The sequence below is a fragment of the Streptococcus sp. 2_1_36FAA genome (assembly GCF_000161955.2).
GTDB classification, from domain to species: domain Bacteria; phylum Bacillota; class Bacilli; order Lactobacillales; family Streptococcaceae; genus Streptococcus; species Streptococcus gordonii.
This window is the reverse complement of the sequence record NZ_KI391973.1, coordinates 51,176-70,107: the sequence shown is the minus strand read 5'-3', so window position 1 is coordinate 70,107 and position 18,932 is coordinate 51,176. Positions and strand designations below refer to the sequence as shown.

The following is an 18,932-nucleotide window of genomic DNA, read 5'->3' as shown; positions in this document are numbered from 1 at the left end:
CTTACACCTTCTCTTTCACGTTTTTCCCAAGGATTCCCGCAGGACGAATTAACAAGATGATAATCAAAATACCATAGACAATCGCATCACGGAAGTCTGACATACCAAAGGCTGTTGCAAAGGTTTCTAACAGACCAATAACAAAACCACCCAAGGCAGCCCCTGGAATAATTCCGATACCACCCAAAACAGCAGCAACAAAGGACTTAATACCTGGAGTCATCCCCATTAATGGCTCTAATGAGTTATAGTAAAGAGCGATAAGAACACCTGCTGCCCCTGCTAGTGCAGAACCCAATGCAAAGGTGAAACTAATGGTCCTGTTGACATTGATTCCCATTAGTTGAGCAGCGTCACTATCTACTGAAACTGCCCTCATAGCTTTCCCCATCTTGGTTTTTTGTACAATAAATTGCAAAGCCAACATCAAGAAAATAGAAATCCCTAAAATCATCAACTGAATATTTGAGACTGTAATAGGTCCTAAGTTAAAACGAACAGTTGGAATTACCTGAGGGAATGGTAAGGTACTTGCACCGACAAAATAAACCATGAGATATTCCAAAAGGAAGGAAACCCCAATTGCTGTAATTAAGGCTGCAATACGAGTCGAATTTCGTAATGGGCGATAAGCCAAGAATTCAATGACAACCCCTAAAATAGCTGTTCCAATCATAGCCACAATCAAGGCCAAAAAGAAATTTAATTTCAATGAATTAATGAGGAAATACCCCATAAAAGCACCCATCATATAAATATCGCCATGGGCAAAATTAATGAGCTTAATAATACCATAGACCATGGTGTAACCTAGGGCTAACAGTGCATAGACACTACCTAGAATTAGACCATTGACAAGCTGTTGGAGCATAAGACACCACACTTTCTAATATAATAAAATCGGGCAAGAGACAAACTCAATCCTAGAAATTGAATTCATCACCTCACCCGCAGAAAGGAACTGTATTCTGATTTAAATACAATTCCTTTTCCTTCTTTTGTAAGATTCTAGAAATTCAGTTGAATTGCTTAGTTTGGTTTTACTGTTTCCACAGTATCAACTTTACCATCTTTCAAGCCAATCATCAAGGCTGACTTAACTGGGTTATGATTTTTATCCATTGTGATAGAACCAGTCACCCCTTCGAAGTCTTTCAACTTAGCAAGGTTTTCTTTGATATCAACTGAGTTTTTCGCACCCTTAGAAGCTTCTGCTACCATATAAACAGAGTCATAAGCAAGAGCAGAGAACATTGATGGTTCTTCATTATACTTAGCTTTATATGCTTCCAAGAATTTCTTAGCTTTAGCTGTCATGTTTCCGCTAGTTGAGTAACCAGAAACATAGTAGACATTAGTTGCAGCTGCTGGAGTTGCTTGTGAGATAAACTCTTCACTGTTAAATCCATCTCCACCAACAATTGGTTTGTCAATTCCCATACCACGAGCTTGGTTTACGATTTTACCAGCTTCAGTGTAGTAACCTGGAACAACAAGGGCATCAAAGTCTTTACCTTTGAATTTAGTTAAAGCTGCTTGGAAGTCAGTATCTTTTGAGGCAAATGTTTCAGTTGCAACGATTTCACCCTTGTACTCTTCTTGGAAAGCCTTGGCGATTCCTTTTGCGTAGTCACTTGAGTTATCGTAGTAAAGAACAACTTTTTTAGCTTTCAAATTGTCTGTGACATATTTGCTAAGAATTTTCCCTTGGAAACTATCGATGAAAGTTGTACGGAACAAGTAATCTTGACCTTTTGTCAAATCATCCTGAGTACCACTTGGAGTAATCAAAGGAACAGAAGCTTTAGCAGCATTTGTAATCGCCGCACCAGTACCACCTGAAGTCGCAGGGCCAATGATGGCATTTACTTTAGCCTGGGTCACCAAGTTTGTAGAAACTGTAGAAGCTTCACTCAACTCGGATTTATTATCCTTATCTGTAACTTCAATTTGTTTGCCGTCTACTCCACCAGCTTTATTGATTTCATCAACAGCTAACTTAGCAGCTTTTTGTTCAGCGGTTCCGTATGAAGCAACGTCACCAGTTTCTTCAAAGTTGAAACCAATTTTAAGTGTCTTACCAATCTCAGTTCCTGAAGCAGAGCCAGAATTTCCTGTTGTAGAAACCTCTCCACAGGCTGCTAGCAATGCAACACTTGCAAGACTAACCAAAGTTAATGCAAATTTTTTCTTCATCAAAATGTTCTCCTTTATGTGTATTCAAAACTATATAGTAAGAATATACCGAATTATCAGAAAATTGTCAATATAAAAACAAACGCTTTTTAAATGATAACGTTTTCCTCTTGGCGATGTAGACTACCAACGAAGTTTTTGTCCAATTCCTGAATATGACAAGCACGAACTTTTTTTACAAACTTTTCCTGTCCCAGCTTCTTCTGCAAGTCTTCTGCCTGCGTTTTTGGTACATAGAGCTGAAGATACCGACGTTTTTTAGAATGGTAAACTATATCTCCATATGCAGCAACTTTTTTTACGTCACGATTATAATAAAGATAAACAATTATTCCAACTCGTTCTTCTTTTTGATACATAAACGATCCTTCCCAAACTAGAACTACTTACTGATTATATCAAAAAAGCCCCTTAGGGGCAATTTGATTTTATAGGATTAACTCAAATTATTGTTGGCCATAATCTCATCAATGAATCCATAAGCAAGAGTTTCTTCAGCACTCATCCAATAATCACGTTCTGCATCAGCATGAATTTGCTCAACTGTTTTACCAGAATTATCGGCAAGAATTTGCTCTAAAGTTTTCCGGGTCTTCAACAAGTGTTCCGCAGCAATAGCCATATCCGTTTGCTGAGTACCACCACCAGTTCCTCCCATTGGCTGGTGAATCATATATTCAGCATTTGGAAGCATGAAACGTTTGCCTTTGGCACCGCTTGATGCGATGATGGTTCCCATGCTCGCAGCCATACCCATAACGATTGTTTGGACATCAGATTTAATAAAGTTCATGGTGTCAACAATCGCTAAGCCTGCTGAGACTGAACCACCTGGTGTGTTGACATAAAGGTAGATATCCTTGGTACTGTCTTGTGCATCCAAGAAAAGAAGCTGAGCAATGACTGAATTAGCCATATTATCCTCTACCGGACCTGTCAACATGATGATGCGGTCTTTTAATAGGCGTGAGTAAATATCATACGAGCGTTCCCCACGGCTTGTTTGTTCAATAACTACAGGAATCATAGTTTTCTCACTTTCTGTTAGTTGGATTTTCTATCAAATAGGAAATAGAATATTCAAAGTATGAATCCATTATAACTCTTTGGTCAATAAAGGTCAAATTTTTGAATTGATTAGGAAGTATACTGACCTTAAGAAGCTTGCCTCTTCAAAACCACTCCATCTTCCTATTTCTTGGATTTTGGACAACCCTTCAGCAAAATCTTATTTAGTTCCGAACAAGCGGTCTCCGGCATCTCCCAATCCTGGTACGATATAACCATGTTCATTTAGATGGTCATCCAAGGCAGCCGTGAAAATATCCACATCTGGGTGTGCTTCCTGCAAGGCTTTTACTCCTTCAGGTGCAGAAACCAAGCATACAAATGTAATGTGACTAGCACCACGTTTTTTGAGAGAATCCACAGCCAAGATCGCAGAACCACCTGTAGCTAGCATTGGATCGACAACAAAAATCTGACGTTGGTCGATATCTTCTGGTAACTTCACTAAGTATTCAACTGGTTTCAAAGTCTCTTCATCACGATACATTCCGATGTGACCGACCTTCGCTGCTGGAACCAAGCTTAGAAGTCCATCGACCATGCCAATACCAGCCCTCAGGATTGGTACAATAGCTAATTTTTTCCCTGCAATCTGCTTTTGGACTGTTTTTGTAATTGGTGTTTCAATTTCGACATCTTCAAGTGGTAAATCGCGCAAGACCTCATATCCCATGAGCATTGCGATTTCATCAACTAATTCACGAAAAGCCTTGGTAGAGGTATCTGTACGACGCAAGATAGACAATTTATGCTGAATTAGTGGATGAGCGATAACTTCAAGTTTTCCCATGATTGGATTTCCTTCTTTCAATTTATTCTTCTTATTATATCAAAAAAAGATTGAAAAGGCTTGCCATAAGCAAACCTTTTCAGAGATTTTCTTGGTCCTAAAGCCATTCCTTATAACGCTTGATATACAAGTGTTTAACAAAGGTTACACTAACCATGTAAAGCACAATAATCAATAGGAGGAAAAGGAAATATGCTCCATTGAGCGGAGCTGTTTTGAGAACAGACGCAAAAAGGCTGTATGGCAAGGAAGTAACAAAGAGAACAGCCACCATGGTGGTAACAATGACAGACAAAGCAGGACGACTTTGCACAAAAGGCAATTTAGGCGAGCGTAGCATATAGATGACCATAGTTTGGGTCCACATAGACTCAATAAACCACCCAGTTTGAAAAAGAGTGATAAAGGTCGCCGCCTGTTCAGTGCCAGCTTGGTAACTGCTTCCTGTTATCATAGGAACAATGATAAAGTAGAGGGCTAAGTAAGTCAAAACATCAAAAATGGATGAGATAGGCCCAATCCAAGCCATAAAGCGGGTAATAGAGTTAGCAGACCAAATCCGTGGTTTCTTGAGAAATTCACTATCAACGTTATCGAAAGGCAAAGCTATACAGGACAGATCATAAACCAGATTGAGAACAATCAGGTGAACTGGTGCCATCGGCAAAAAAGGCAAAAAGATGCTGGCAAAGAGGAGAGAAAAGATATTCCCAAAATTGGAACTGACCGTCATCTTAATGTACTTAGTCATGTTGGCATAGACCTTGCGTCCCTCTACCAACCCTTTCTCCAGAACCATGAGGTCCTTATCCAGTAGAATGACATCTGCCGTTTCCTTGGCTATATCGACAGCTGTATCAACAGAAATACCGACATCTGCTACTTTCATCGAAGGGGCATCATTGATGCCATCGCCCATGTAGCCAACCTTGTGTCCATTGGCTTTGAGTTGAAGGATGATCCGAGCTTTTTGGTCAGGAGAGAGCTTGGCAAAGACCGTTGTATTCTCTACCGCTTGGCTCAATTCCTCATCTGATAAAGCATCTACCTCTACGCCTAGCAAGATATTTTCTACATCAAGGCCAACCTTTTCACAGACTGCCTGAGTAACCTTTTCATTATCACCTGTCAAAATCTTAGTGGCAACACCGTACTCAGCCAAGGTTTCAATAGCTGGAGCCGCAGATGACTTAGGCGGATCCAGAAAGGCCAGGTAGCCCGTCAAAATCATATCAGACTCATCCTTGACCTCATAGTCATAATCTTCTTCTAGGTCTGACTTGTAGCTAACACCTAGCACGCGCAATCCTTGCTCATTGAGTTGAGCCACTTCCGCAAGGATTTCCTGACGAATTTCCTCAGTCAGTTCCGTAATCCGATTCTTGTATTCCACATAACTAGAGATCGCCAGCATTTCCTCCAAGGCGCCCTTGGTCACCATGCTAATAACATCTTCATCATCCTTGACAATAACACTCATGCGACGGCGTTCAAAGTCAAAGGGCAGTTCATCAATTTTCTTAAAGGTTTGGTCTAAGTCACGAACAAGCTCATGCTTTTCTGCTTCTTTCTCTGTCCGATTGATAATGGCCCGATCCATGAGATTTTTAAGGCCAGTTTGGTAATAGGAATTGAGAAAAGCGCGACGGAGCACTGCCAAATCTAAATCACCATGAATATCCAGAGGGTATTCCAAGACAATCTCGTCTTGGGTCAGTGTACCCGTCTTATCCGTACAGAGGATATCAATAGCTCCTAGATCTTGAATAGCATTCAATTTTTTGATCACGACCTTTTCCTGAGCCATGATAATAGAACCTTTAGCTAGGCTGGCTGTGATAATCATCGGTAGCATTTCTGGAGTCAAGCCAACTCCAACGCTGAGAGCAAAGACTCCTGCTTCCAACCAGTCTCCATCTGTCAGTCCATTGATGAAGAAAACAACAGGTACCATAACGAGCATCAGACGAATCAAGAGCCAAGAAATGCTATTCATATCACGCTCAAAAGAAGTCGGCTCATCGTAGGTATTCAGCGTCTGCTCAATGGCCCCCATCATGGTATCGTCACCAACCACCAGTACCAGAGCTGTTGCCCTTCCGGAAATAACGTTGGTTCCCATAAAGGCCAATGACTCTGTTTCTAAAAGGCTATCAAGATTTTGCCCATCCGCCTTAGACAAACAGACCTTTTCTACTGCATCGCTCTCCCCTGTCAGGCCAGACTGCTGAACGAAAAAATCTCGCGATTCCAGCAACAAAACATCTGCTGGAATCATGTCTCCGGCACTAAGTTTGACAATGTCTCCTACAACAATCTCATCAATGGGAAGTTCTTGTTCTGAGCCTTCACGAACAACCGTAGCTGTGTTGACAATCAGCCGAGACAGATTGCTAGCGGCGCGGTCACTTCTCAATTCCTGAATAAAACGAATGCCTCCAGAAATCAAAACCAGAACGACAATAATGATGGAAGTTGTCGGATCTTCCTCTCCGGGCTTAGCCAGCCAGACATTAGTCACCAAAGAGACTAAAGCAATCACTAATAAGATGACTGTAAAGGGGTTAATAATAGACTCGTAAATTTTCTTTAGAATGGAGTCTTCCTGCCCCTTTGTGATGATATTTTCCCCATAGAGGTCACGATTTTCTTCTACCTGCTCTTCAGTCAGGCCACGAAAGGCGGTCTTGTAGATGGCCAAGGTTTCTTGCATAGGAAGCTGCAAAGCAGCAACTAATCTTTCTTTTACTGTTTTCATTGGTTTCTCCTTAATGTATGAATAATCAAGTTCATACACAGAGACCAATCACTTTATAAGGACCGAACGATACAAATCAGCGATTGGCTGTGTATGTGCGGTTCCGGATGATCGTCAATTTGCATCGCATGTCTCCTTTCTTTTTCTTAAGAGGCAGGTAAACAACTATTTGCCTACTTGAAATATTTTCAACAAAAAGAATACCCCGCCAATTCTCGGCAGGGTTGTTTGCATGTCAGGTCTTTCACTTTATTTTACAACAGATAAAGTAAACATCTACCGTTCAAGCTTTAACTCCATAAGGCGATGAAATGAGCTTAGTCTTGACCTTGGCGATCAGGACTGTTGACCAACGAGTAGTGTCTCCACTGCTTTGCGGTAGTCATCCGTATCCTTATGGTAGCCTCACCTACCGATTTTCCATTCTTACTATACTCCTCTTTGCAAGGATTGTCAATAAATAAATCACTAATTTAAAAATATTTTCAAACCTGTGCTAAGACCGACTACTTAGGCAAAACAGCTCCAATACGTTTACAAATTTCTACAACCATATCCTTTGGTGTAGCCACATTCAGTCGAGCATGGTACTTGCCTTCTTGACCAAAGTCGCTTCCTCGATTCAGGACTACCTTTGCCTCTTCTCGCAACAACTGGAAGAGTTGGTCATCAGTCAGGTCATAATCTGAAAAGTCCAGCCAAATTAGATAGGTTCCTTGGGGCTTCATAACCTTCAGGCGTGGGGCTTCTTTGGCAAAATAATCAACCACAAAATCGATATTCTCCTCTAAGACTGTCTTAAGTTCTGTCAACCATGATTTCCCATAACGATAAGCAGCTTCAGTCGCTACAAAACCAAGTCCTGAAATTTCATGCTGGTTGTTAGCCAGCTGACGCTTTTTAAACTGATGGCGCAGGCTGGGATTCTCAATCACAGCATAGGAATTTTTAGTTCCAGCAATATTAAAGGTCTTAGTTGCACTGGATAAAATCAGGCTAAAGTCCTTAAAGTCAGGAGAAACAGTATTGAAGGACTGGTGTTCATTCCCAAACAATGTCAAATCTTGATGAATTTCATCTGATACCAGAATGACACTGTACTTTTGGCAGAGGCGGCCAATTTTTTCTAACACTTCCCGTTCCCAAACTCGCCCTCCAGGATTATGAGGATTGCAGAGAACATAAATCTTGACTTCATTGTCTACAATATCTCGCTCTAGCTGCTCAAAGTCAATCTGAAAGAGGCCGTCTTGCTCTACCAAAGAATTGGTAATCAGCTGGCGATTATTGAGCTTAACAGAGCGAGCAAAAGGAGGGTAAACCGGAGTGTTGATTAGAACGGCATCGCCTTTCTTGGTAAAGGCTTGGATAGCCGTCGAAATAGCAGGAACTACTCCTTCGATAAATACCAAGGCCTCCCTGTCAAAAGCGTAGCCATGCTCCGTCCTCTCCCAATCTAGAACAGCATTGATCAACTCCTCACTAGCATAGGTATAACCATAGACTAAGTGATCTGCGTAGTCATGAATGGCCTGCTGAATTTCAGGCAGGACTTCAAAATCCATGTCCGCAATCCAGGCAGGAAGAACCTCCCTATCCTCTTCAGCTTCTTTCCATTTATAAGTATGATGACCAAAACGATTAGGGGCTGTTTTAAAATTATATTTTCCCATACTAGTCCTCCAAGGCAGCTCGCAAATCAGCCACTAAATCTCGGCTGTCCTCAATCCCAATTGACAGGCGTAGCAAATCATCTGTCAATCCATAAGAATGACGTACTTCAACTGGAATGTCAGCATGAGTTTGAGTTGTCGGGTAGGTAATCAAACTCTCCACTCCGCCCAAACTTTCTGCAAAAGTGAAGACTTTCAGGCTATTTAGTAGATGAGGGATCTTTTCTTCATCTACAATCTTAAAGGAAATCATACCACCCTTGCCTGGATAGAGAACCTCTTTTACTGCAGGAGATTGCTTCAGAAAAGCAACCACTTCCTGGGCATTCTGAGTAGAGCGCTCCATACGGAGAGCCAGTGTCTTAAGACCGCGTAAAAGTAAATAACTGTCGAATGGAGAAAGAACCGCTCCAGTTGTATTCAAATTATAGAAAAGCTTATCATAGATATCCGTGTTATTAGTCATAACGGCTCCAGCCAAGACATCATTATGCCCGCCTAGATACTTGGTCGCAGAGTGCAGGACAATATCAGCACCATCCTCCAGCGGTCTTTGGTAAATGGGACTGTAAAAAGTATTGTCTACTATTACCCTTGCACCACTCTCATGAGCCACTTGGGAAATACGTGCAATATCAAACTCTACCATAAGAGGATTGGTTGGTGTCTCGATATAGACAATATCTATATCTTCTGTCAATTTGTTCAGAAGCTCTTCTTCCGTATTGGCATAGGTAAAGGTGAATCGGCCTTCTGCTTCAGCTTGGGCAAACCAGCGGAAAGAGCCACCATAGAGATCTCGAACAGCCAAAACCTTACTTCCGACTGGAAAAGCACTAAAGGCCAGCACAATAGCCGACATACCAGAACTAGTCGCAAGAGCATAATCAGCACTTTCGATAGCAGCCAGAGTCTCCTCCAGGCTAACACGCGTTGGATTCTTGGTCCGAGTGTAGTCATAACCAGTTGATTGACCAAACTCAGGGTGCTGGTAGGTCGTTGAAAAATGCAGGGGTGTTGTTAAGGCACCGGTTGCTTCATCTGTTTTAACCCCAGCTTGGGCCAGTATGGTATTCAAGTTTAATGCTTGACTCATTTCTTATTCCTCACAATCTCGTAAATCTTATTCTATTGTAACATCTTGTGAAAGTTCTGCGCTTTGTTCTTTTCAAGAGCTAGATATAGTCTGAAACTATATAAAAAACCCGACCTTCAAATAGCCGGGGCAAATACTTATGAATTAACATTTAAGAAATATGGAATTTCCTTCTCAAACTGCTTGCTTTTGCCTCTCCTACGAAGCGATCAAGCAAACGAACACGCAAGGCCAAGCCACCATAAACTGCAATACCAACTCCACCAATTAGAACCAAATAAATCATACTTGAGACACGTCCAGCTGGATGGAAAAAGAAACCAAGAAGCAAATCAGCTAATGCAATGACAACTATCATTAAAAGCGTTAAAATACAAGTCAGTAAACTACGTTTGATCAGGTTTTGAGGATTAAGTCCTGTGATATCGCGAATTTCACGATACATAAAGACGATTGGAACAATCAGACCAATTGTCGTTGAGAGCAGAGGCCCGTAAGCTCTGAAAAGCCAAATCAGAGGAATTTGTAAGATCAACTTTACCACAACACCGTATAAGAAATAAACAATGGCCTTACGGTTTTGGAAGAGGGCTTGGATCATGGGAGCTAGCACTGTATAAAAGCTCAAAATAATTGTCTGTATAAGGGCAAATACAAAAAGTCCCAAAGCAAGTTTATCTGGCTGACCATAAAAGACCGTATAGAGAGGCCGAGCAACCAGAACGGCACCAATCGTTGCAGGTAAGATAAACAAGAGCAACATGGTCAGGTTATCCTGAATCAAACGAGCAGCAGCCTTAAAATCTCCCTTGACATAATTCTCTGTCAGAAGTGGAATTCCAACCCCCGCAATAGAAGTCGCTACAGCAATCAGAATCATAGTTATCTTATTGGGATTAGCCGAGAAGTAACTAAACATGACTAAGAGCTGGGTATTAGTGTAATCCGTAAACCAATTCATTACATGGATGAAGGTCATCTGGTCAATAATTTGGAAAAGCTGGATAGCCGATCCAGTGATAATAAAAGGAATGGCTTCACGAATTGTATCCCAAAGCAATGCTCTGGTATCAATACTATTTCCGCTTGGTGATTTTTTGAAGATTGCTTGGAGCATATTTTCCTTGGACAGGAAATAAGCCAAAACTCCTACACTAGCAACCATCCCAATAAAAGCTGCAAAGGTTGACTGGGTAACAGCAGAAACATAATTTTTTGATCCGAAATTCATGATAAAGAAGGTCGCAAGAAGCATCCAAATGATTCGAATCAACTGCTCTGCCACTTGACTGATTGCATATGGTTTTAAATTGTTAAAGCCTTGGAAAAATCCTCGGATAACACTCATAGAAGGGAAAATCAGCACCGCCCATGAGAGGCTTTGCATGATTGGAATCAAATCTTTCCCCCCACCAGACAAACTGGCGAAGAGTGGAGATAGAAGATACATGATTACTCCAAAAACAGCACCAAGCAACAACATGAACTTGAGGAATTCTCTAATTAGAGTAAAACTATGCTCCCTTTGATCAATCGTATTGTATTTAGCCACCTGCTTGGCTACAGCCACCGGAATTCCAGCTGTTGAAATCAGCAAAAACCAAGCATAAATGTTGTAGCCCATGGTGAAAAGACCATTAGCCTCCGCACCATGCCTGCCCATCCAAATATACCAAGGAATAATATAAATAGCCCCCAAAAGACGGCTAATAAAGTTTCCAGCAGTCAGCCAAGCAGTTCCCCGCAGCATCTGCTGCTGCTGACTTGTCGTTTCTTGACTCATACGATCAAACCTCATCTTATCATTTAATAGCTTTTATCCTATTATAAACTTTTCCTTTCCTCTTGTAAAACCCAGCCATTAAGTTTACAATAAGATTATGATAAAAATTGAAACAATAATAGATATTTTAAAAAAAGATCATAATTTTCGTGAAATCATCAAAGACGGCCACTACTTCTTTCATGATAGTGGACTGACTTTTGACAAAATCAGCTATGATAGCCGTAATGTGACAAATACGACCCTCTTCTTTGTTAAGGGTGAAAATTTCAAAAAAGAATTCCTAGAAGGTGCCGTAGAGTCTGGTCTAAAGTTTTATATCAGTGAGAGCGATTTTGAAGTAGGAATCCCAGTACTTGTTGTTAATGATATCAAGCAGGCTATGAGCTTGATTGCCATGGAGTTTTATGGCAATCCGCAAGATAAACTTAAAATTTTAGCCTTTACAGGAACCAAGGGAAAAACAACGTCTGCTTACTTTGCCTACCAAATCCTATCGCAAAGTCACCGACCAGCCCTCCTATCCACCATGAATACCACCTTAGATGGCAAGAACTTCTTCAAGTCCAGCCTAACAACGCCAGAGAGCTTAGATTTATTTAAAATGATGGCCCAGGCTGTAGCTAATGACCGCACTCATCTGATTATGGAAGTTTCCAGTCAAGCCTATCTAAAAAAACGTGTTTATGGTTTAACCTTTGATGCCAGTGTTTTTCTCAATATCAGTCCTGATCATATCGGGCCAATTGAACATCCCACTTTTGAAGACTACTTCTACAATAAACGGCTCTTGATGGAAAATAGCAGAGCAGTGGTTGTTAACAGTGGCATGGATCATTTCCAAATCGTGAAAGAGCAAGTCTCTTCGATAGAACATGATTTCTATGGAGAAAACTCTAGCAACACCATCATAGATTCTCAAGCCTTTAACTTTGAAGTAAGTGGCAAGCTAGCTGGTAAATATGACATTCAGCTTATCGGGCGTTTCAATCAAGAAAATGCTCTAGCTGCGGGCCTCGCCTGTCTTAGACTAGGTGCTAGCTTAACAGACATTCAAAAGGGAATTACTCTGACTCGTGTTCCGGGACGAATGGAAGTACTGACCCAAAAAAATGGTGCTAAAGTTTTTGTTGATTACGCTCATAATGGAGACAGTTTGACCAAGTTGCTCAATGTAGTCCAGGAACATCAAAAGGGCCAGACCGTTCTTGTTCTAGGAGCAACTGGAAACAAGGGGGAAAGTAGACGAAAGGATTTTGGAATCTTACTTAATAAACACCCAGAGATTCAAGTCATCCTGACTGCTGACGACCCTAATCGCGAAGATCCTGTAACCATTGCCAAAGAAATAGCTAGTTATATATCCCACGATGTCACCATTATCGCTGATCGTGCGGAGGCTATAAAGGTAGCAATGAGTCTTACTGGACAAGAAGGAGATGCTGTTATTTTAGCCGGTAAAGGGGCCGATGCTTATCAGATTGTCCATGATCAAAAAGTAGCCTATCCAGGTGACTATCAAATCGCAGAAAACTATCTATAACAATAAAAAGAGAGTTAACATTTAACTCTCTTTTTGGTTACAATTATTTATTCAAGCTAGTGTTAATACCTTAAACTGCGTCTTCAACAGCACCTTTTATCATCTTCAACGACTTCTTTTTCTTTGGAGATTGTCTTTTCTACAAGACCTTTCGCTTCTGTTTTGCTGTCTCCTGTCTGTTTTCCTTGTTTTTTCTTGTAAACTGAAAAATCTCTCATTTTTAAATCTCAAGAGTTCTGATTCTTCTAAAATATCAGTTCAAACGAAAACTCAACTTTTCCTTGTCAAAGCTAGCCTCTAGCTCGTATTTACCTGCTTCGTTTTGCCGAATATAGCCCAAGATTACGAGGCTATCGACAAAAATGTCCCGCCGCTTCTGCATGAGCTCATCCTTGCGGACATATTTGAGAAGAAAGGTCGTCATATACTTAAGTGCATACTCTGGATTGACATCGCCCAAGATCGCATAGAGAGGTTTTTGTGCTTCAGACAGCGGATATTGATGCTCCATTTTATAAAAATAATTAGCCAAAGTCAGCTCATCCCGCTGAAAATCTGTCTCTTCCAGCAAGACAGCCGCATTGGTGCGATTGGAAAGCTGGGTCTCAAAACGCTGTTCCAACAGTTCCTGATAGAGAGGACTGTCATCACGGATAAAGATTTCCTGGTCCAAGTGCAAGTCAGTCAGACTTTCCAAAAGAGGTAACGTCAGGTAATAACGCTTATTCTCCCGCTTGATGTAGCCAGCCTTAATGTAGTCCTCAATTGAGCGATCAATATTGGCTACACCCACAAATTCTCGCTTTATCTCCCGCAAAATAACGTCTTCATGTTGATCCAAATAATCAATCAGCTCCTGAAAAAATGGCTGGCGCGTCAAACGGCTAGGGTTGATAATTTTAATCATGGAGTTCTCCTTTATAGATGAGTTTGCTTGACTGAGCCAACTGGCTAGGATTCGTTCCGGGCTGATTTAAAGGCACATCTAAGTCCAATTCTCGATAATACTCCTGCCAAAAATCAGAAATTAGATTTTCCTCATCACCAAATTGCATGGGAATCGTATCAAAAATTGGCAAAATCTCTGCAATATACTCCGAACAGTAAAAACCATCAGACTGAGGATAAAAGCCGAAATTGTAAGGCTTTCCTAAATGTATTCTGGCCTTTTTAAAGACAGCATCTGCATCAATAGCTGGATAGCGATACACGTCATAAACATCGTCATCCTGTAAAAAATCAGACAAATCTTGATTGACAACACCCTTCTCATGGGTTGCATGATAAATCTCACCATTAAAAAAGATGGCCACGTGGCTGTATGAGCCAGTCGCTGCCCGGATGGCTGCTGCAATTTCTGAAGATCCGACTGTAAAAATCAAATCTCCGTCTTGTAAATCTTGAATCTTCATTTTTCTCACCTATCAAAAAAGGAGTCAAGACTCCTTTTAGGTATGAGGGGGATAGCCCCTTCTCGTAATTTTTTTGTCAAATGAGCTCTTTAAGCATTAAAACTTTCTGTCAGTTGAGGCACCACTTGCTTCTTACGAGAAACAGCGCCTGCAAGGAAAGCATGGTTGTTTTCAAGAACAAAGTTGAAGGCTGCTTCAACCTTATCCATGTTGCTTCCGATAGCCAAAATTTCTGAGTTTGAGTTGATGATGTCTGTAATCATCAAGACGAAGTCAGAGTAGCCATTGTCAGCAATTGCTTTTTCAATAGCCGCTTCGATTTCTGCTTGACGCTCCAAAACTTCAGCAATATCAACTGTGTTGACCTGTGCCACACGGACATTGTTTCCGTTGAGCTCAAATGTTTTCGCATCGATGTCGATCAATTCTTCTGCAGACTTGCTAGCCAAGTTTGTACCTGCCTTAAGCATAGCCAAACCATACTCTTCCAAGTTGACACCAGCCAGCTCAGCCAATTCTGGTGCAATGACCTTATCAGTTGGATGAGTTGTTGGCGACTTGAGCAAGAGAGTATCAGAAATCAAACCAGACAGCATCAATCCTGCAATTTCTTTTGGAACTGCTACGCCATGTTCTTTGAACATACGATAAACAATAGATGAAGCAGAACCAACTGGCTCCAAACGCATGTAAAGTGGACTAGCTGTTTCAAAGTTAGCAACACGGTGGTGGTCCACCACGCCATAAACTTCAACTTCAGCGATATCAGCCACAGACTGTTGGAATTCATTGTGGTCTGTCAGAATAACCTGCTCAGCACCCTCTGCCTTAGCAGATGTAATCACGCGCGGTGCAGCTACACCAAAGTAATCTAAAACAAAGGCAGTTTCTTCATTAGGCTCTCCCAATGCAACAGCTTCTGTATCCAAGCCATAAGCTTCACGAGCCAAGTAAGCAAAAGCGTAAGATGAACCGATAGCATCTGAGTCAGGATTTTGGTGACCGAAAACTAAAATTTTAGACATGATAAACCTCTTTTTTATATAAACTTTATTGCATTTATTTTACCACAATTACAATCATTTCACAAAAACAGAAGAAGATTTTTTGAAAAAAGGACTGGTCAACTCACCAGTCCTTTTATTGATACTCAAAACAGATCAGCTATTATGCACCCGATTCATATACTCTGTATAGGACTCTGTCTGCATGAGTTCCTTGGCATTCTTGACCCGATCAGCTGTTGGAGGCTTAACCCCTTCCAGCTTGTAAGGGATGCCCAGCTCCCGCCATTTGAATTCACCCATGGTATGGTAAGGTAGAATTTCAAACTTATCAACATTCTTCAGCGTCTTTACAAATTTACCTAGCTCAATCAAGTCATCATCTCGGTCAGTTAATCCTGGCACCAAGACGTGACGGATCCAGACTGGCTTTCCAATGTCAGACAAGTACTTGGCACAAGCCAAGATATTCTTGTTGGTCTGGCTGGTCACGATTCTGTGCTGTTCTTCGTTAATTTCCTTGATATCTAGCAGGACAAGGTCGGTGACTGCCATAAGCTTATCAAATTTTTTCAGGTAGCGAGGCGTATTTCTAAAAGGTAGGGCACATGTATCCAAGGTACAGTGGATACCCAGCTCCTTAGCCTTGGTAAAGAAGGCAATCAGAAAATCAATCTGCAACAAAGCCTCTCCACCACTGACAGTGATGCCACCTTTGTTACCCCAGAAGCCCTTATAACGGAGAGCTTCTTGCAAGACATCATCCACGGTCCGCAGCTGAGATTTGTTGGTTTCCATCTCCCATGTGTCTGGATTATGGCAATACTGACAGCGCATATGGCATCCCTGCAAAAAGACAATAAAACGGATACCAGGTCCATCTACAGCACCGAAACTCTCGGTAGAGTGAACCATGCCAGTTACCTTTCCATAATCAACAGTTTCTTCATTTTTCTCTTCAACCATAACACAACCTCTTCACTCTGAAAACGTTTTATAACTATTTTTATTATAACACGATTAATGTTAAAAATGACTTCATTTGCCTATTTTTTAGAAAACAAACTGTTTTTCAGTTTCATTTTCATTGTCTTACAACAGATGAGCCTCAACTTTTATTCTCATTTCCGACTCAAGAAACTAATCTTTTCAAGTTCTAGGCTAAAATTTTCTATTATAAAAATCAAACCACCTTCTCTCCCTCTTTATTCCAAGAAAAAAGAGGGGTGCCCCTCTTTATGTTTTCTTCTTAACTATGTTTTTTCTTCCAAACCAAACCAAGGAGAACAATCGTTGCAAGTCCTACTACAAAGATAAATTTGCTATCTGACGAACCTGTATTTGGAAGTTCTTTCTTACTGTCTTTGCTTGATGGAGTTTTTGATTTAGGATTTTTCGGTGGTTGGTAACTGTTGGTAAAGCTATCTTTTCCTCCTTCATAAGAAACTGTTGAAAGAAGATTGCCATTCTCATTCGTTACCGTAATCGTCACTTTAATTTCACTGTTGTCATAAGTAATGCCTTCTGCATCACCCTTCACTTCGCGAATTGTATACGTGTATGTTCCAGTTTTAGTAAAGGCAAGAGTCTTGAAATCTACACTTCCGTCTGCCTTATTTTTAACTGTTTCAACTACCTTACCTTTGGCATCTTTTAGTTCAAATGAGAACTCGCCATCTTTCAAGTCACGACCTGTTAAGAATTTCTTAACTTTTAATTGAGCTGTTGTTGAACCTGGGACATAAGTATTGGTAAACTGTTTTTTGTTATCGTCATAGCTAACTTTTGCCACCAACTTGCCTTGATTATCCGCTTTTACTTTAATTTTAGCAGTTATTACAGATGAGTCATATACGACCCCACTGATATTGCCAGATTTTTCTCTGATTGTGTAAGTATAAGTTCCAGCTTTTGTAAAAGTTAAAGGTGAGAATTTAATGGAGCCATCAGCCGCATTATTAACAGTCTCAATCTCAGCTCCATTCTTATCGTACAAGGTGAAGAAGAACTCGCCGCCATTTAGATCACGACCAATCATGACTTTTTGAACCATCAGCTGAGCAGATGCAGAAGATTGTTTTCTATCAACAATTGTTTTTGAAGCTATTTTAAGAGTGCTATCAAAGTCATCCGGACTTACTTTAACATCGTCCGCCAACTCATATCCAGCAGGGGCTTCTGTCTCTCTAATTGTGTAATCATCTTTCAAGAGATTGGTGACTTCCGCAATACCTTGGTCGTTTGTCACTACTTGAGCAACTACTTGACCAGAACGATCACGAATAATATCAAATTTAGCACCTGGCAAAGCTGAACCATCATCTGATACTTTTTTAATTTGAATTTTATAAGTGTAGCCTTCTGCCTCGCCATGACCTAGGTAATAAGTATAAGTTGAATTGCGGCTGTCTTCAACTCCGTTTGTTGTTGTCAAAGTAGCTGCATTTAAAAAGTTTTCGCCATCTGAAGGTGCATATGGTAGTTGAACCGAGTAATTAATCCGAATTCCTTCATTAGCCGAAAGATCTGGTAATTGAACAGAAAAATTATCATCAGTAAAGTTTACAGTAGTTTGGCCTGTAATGTCTACAGCGTTATCTAAAACCCAATCGCCATCGCGGAAGGCCCAAACTCCCTTATAAACTCGGAAAGTATCTTGTTTATAAGTAGCACTTGGGATTTTTAAAACGTCTGCTATTTTTACACCAGACATAGCTTTTCCGCTTCTGTTGACTGAAATCGAATAGCGTCCAATTGTTGGCTCAGCTTCATCCTGCCAACCAACTTTGTTTAAGTCTTCTTTTTTAACTTGACCAATTCCAGTGAAGTTAATCTTACCTGCTGGGAAAAGTTTCCCTCCAACTGTGATATCAATTGGTACTTCTTTTGCTTTCTTAATCACATTATGATCCGCACGGACATAAAAATAAAAGGTTCCTTTTACATCCGAATGTGTTTCAACATAAGGTTCATATGTAATCGTTACTACTTTTGTTTGCTGATTTACAACTGCCTTGGCAACAACATTTCCATCTTGGTCTTTTATGTCAAAGCTACCAGTACTTGCTAAAGTAACAACATCCGGCAGTTGAACATCCGTTGTGTCTCCTGCCTTTATTTCATTATTGTGTAATTTAAACTCCACATTAATACGAAATTCTTGCCACTGATCAACATCAGAAGAAGTGAGCTCGTTTCCTTTGCTATCTGTCAGATACATCCGAGTAATGACATCTCCATGTTCTGTAGCAAAGACCTTATTTCCTTGAGTAACAAATAAACTGAATAGTAGAGTTAGGGGAAGAAAAATCATCATCAAGATTTTTTTATTCATTTTATCATCTCCTTTTCCAAAAAAAAAAAATACAACAACAGGATCGTTTTATAACAAAACTATCACTTCATTATAAAATAATTTCCTTGGATTTTCAAGCATTTTCTAAATTGCTTTCACAAAGAGCTCTTTTGCTAGGCACCTGTCTTCAAACAAACTCAAAATAAAAAGCTATATCAAACTTATGGCAAACTGGATCATCTTATTGATCCACTGATTACCATAAGAAGATATAGCGAGTCTATCCTAAATAGCTGATACTTAGGCTCAAGAGG

General features: G+C 40.5%; 16 protein-coding genes and 1 riboswitch. Of the genes, 1 reads left to right on the top strand and 15 read right to left on the bottom strand.

All coding sequences use genetic code 11. From position 1 onward, the window contains the following. Position 1 precedes the first annotated feature (1 nt). The 9 genes from HMPREF0847_RS00365 to HMPREF0847_RS00325 all read right to left on the bottom strand — a co-directional run bounded on the left by HMPREF0847_RS00365 (position 2) and on the right by HMPREF0847_RS00325 (position 11,364). Positions 2-871, bottom strand: coding sequence for a branched-chain amino acid ABC transporter permease (locus tag HMPREF0847_RS00365; RefSeq protein ID WP_008809556.1), 870 nt, complete (start codon positions 869-871; stop codon positions 2-4). Positions 872-1,029: 158 nt separating this feature from the next. Further along, positions 1,030-2,196 carry an ABC transporter substrate-binding protein gene (locus HMPREF0847_RS00360; protein ID WP_008809557.1) on the bottom strand — a complete coding sequence of 389 codons (1,167 nt, stop codon included), beginning with the start codon at positions 2,194-2,196 and terminating at the stop codon, positions 1,030-1,032. 89 nt (positions 2,197-2,285) lie between these two features. Then, positions 2,286-2,555 (bottom strand): YlbG family protein, encoded by a 270-nt coding sequence (locus HMPREF0847_RS00355; RefSeq protein ID WP_008809558.1) that lies wholly within the window; start codon positions 2,553-2,555, stop codon positions 2,286-2,288. Between the two features lie 77 nt (positions 2,556-2,632). Beyond that, the gene (locus tag HMPREF0847_RS00350; protein WP_256262209.1) at positions 2,633-3,250 is read right to left on the bottom strand and encodes an ATP-dependent Clp protease proteolytic subunit; all 618 of its coding nucleotides are present in this window, start codon (positions 3,248-3,250) and stop codon (positions 2,633-2,635) included. Between the two features lie 174 nt (positions 3,251-3,424). Further along, complete coding sequence (gene upp, locus HMPREF0847_RS00345; protein WP_008809560.1) at positions 3,425-4,054, bottom strand: uracil phosphoribosyltransferase; 630 nt, start codon at positions 4,052-4,054, stop codon at positions 3,425-3,427. A gap of 97 nt (positions 4,055-4,151) precedes the next feature. Beyond that, positions 4,152-6,812 (bottom strand): magnesium-translocating P-type ATPase, encoded by a 2,661-nt coding sequence (gene mgtA / locus HMPREF0847_RS00340; RefSeq protein WP_008809561.1) that lies wholly within the window; start codon positions 6,810-6,812, stop codon positions 4,152-4,154. Positions 6,813-7,079: 267 nt separating this feature from the next. After that, positions 7,080-7,236: riboswitch (M-box (ykoK) riboswitch) on the bottom strand. An 82-nt stretch (positions 7,237-7,318) separates the two neighbouring features. Further along, positions 7,319-8,485: a MalY/PatB family protein gene (locus HMPREF0847_RS00335; RefSeq protein ID WP_008809562.1), complete on the bottom strand. Its 1,167-nt coding sequence runs from the start codon at positions 8,483-8,485 to the stop codon at positions 7,319-7,321. Between the two features lies 1 nt (position 8,486). Next, entirely contained in the window at positions 8,487-9,581 is a 1,095-nt protein-coding gene (locus HMPREF0847_RS00330) for a cystathionine gamma-synthase (protein WP_008809563.1), read from the bottom strand. A gap of 151 nt (positions 9,582-9,732) precedes the next feature. Then, positions 9,733-11,364, bottom strand: coding sequence for a putative polysaccharide biosynthesis protein (locus HMPREF0847_RS00325; protein ID WP_008809564.1), 1,632 nt, complete (start codon positions 11,362-11,364; stop codon positions 9,733-9,735). 97 nt (positions 11,365-11,461) lie between these two features. Between HMPREF0847_RS00325 and HMPREF0847_RS00320 the strand changes: the two genes are divergently transcribed. Further along, positions 11,462-12,907, top strand: a complete 1,446-nt coding sequence (locus HMPREF0847_RS00320; RefSeq protein ID WP_008809565.1) for a UDP-N-acetylmuramoyl-L-alanyl-D-glutamate--L-lysine ligase — start codon at positions 11,462-11,464, stop codon at positions 12,905-12,907. Between the two features lie 83 nt (positions 12,908-12,990). Here HMPREF0847_RS00320 and HMPREF0847_RS11190 read toward each other — a convergent pair whose 3' ends face one another. The 6 genes from HMPREF0847_RS11190 to HMPREF0847_RS00295 all read right to left on the bottom strand — a co-directional run bounded on the left by HMPREF0847_RS11190 (position 12,991) and on the right by HMPREF0847_RS00295 (position 18,657). Next, positions 12,991-13,125 carry a hypothetical protein gene (locus HMPREF0847_RS11190; protein WP_008809566.1) on the bottom strand — a complete coding sequence of 45 codons (135 nt, stop codon included), beginning with the start codon at positions 13,123-13,125 and terminating at the stop codon, positions 12,991-12,993. A 35-nt stretch (positions 13,126-13,160) separates the two neighbouring features. Then, entirely contained in the window at positions 13,161-13,814 is a 654-nt protein-coding gene (locus tag HMPREF0847_RS00315; RefSeq protein ID WP_008809567.1) for a DUF1803 domain-containing protein, read from the bottom strand. Continuing rightward, a complete protein-coding gene (locus HMPREF0847_RS00310; protein WP_008809568.1) occupies positions 13,807-14,319 on the bottom strand; it encodes a YiiX/YebB-like N1pC/P60 family cysteine hydrolase in 513 nt (170 codons plus the stop codon). The genes HMPREF0847_RS00315 and HMPREF0847_RS00310 overlap by 8 nt, the downstream gene beginning before the upstream one ends. 89 nt (positions 14,320-14,408) lie before the next feature. After that, positions 14,409-15,344 (bottom strand): manganese-dependent inorganic pyrophosphatase, encoded by a 936-nt coding sequence (locus HMPREF0847_RS00305; RefSeq protein ID WP_002899779.1) that lies wholly within the window; start codon positions 15,342-15,344, stop codon positions 14,409-14,411. A 135-nt stretch (positions 15,345-15,479) separates the two neighbouring features. Next, entirely contained in the window at positions 15,480-16,289 is an 810-nt protein-coding gene (gene pflA / locus HMPREF0847_RS00300; RefSeq protein WP_008809569.1) for a pyruvate formate-lyase-activating protein, read from the bottom strand. A gap of 283 nt (positions 16,290-16,572) precedes the next feature. Then, positions 16,573-18,657, bottom strand: a complete 2,085-nt coding sequence (locus HMPREF0847_RS00295; protein WP_020992574.1) for a Spy0128 family protein — start codon at positions 18,655-18,657, stop codon at positions 16,573-16,575. Positions 18,658-18,932 lie beyond the last annotated feature (275 nt).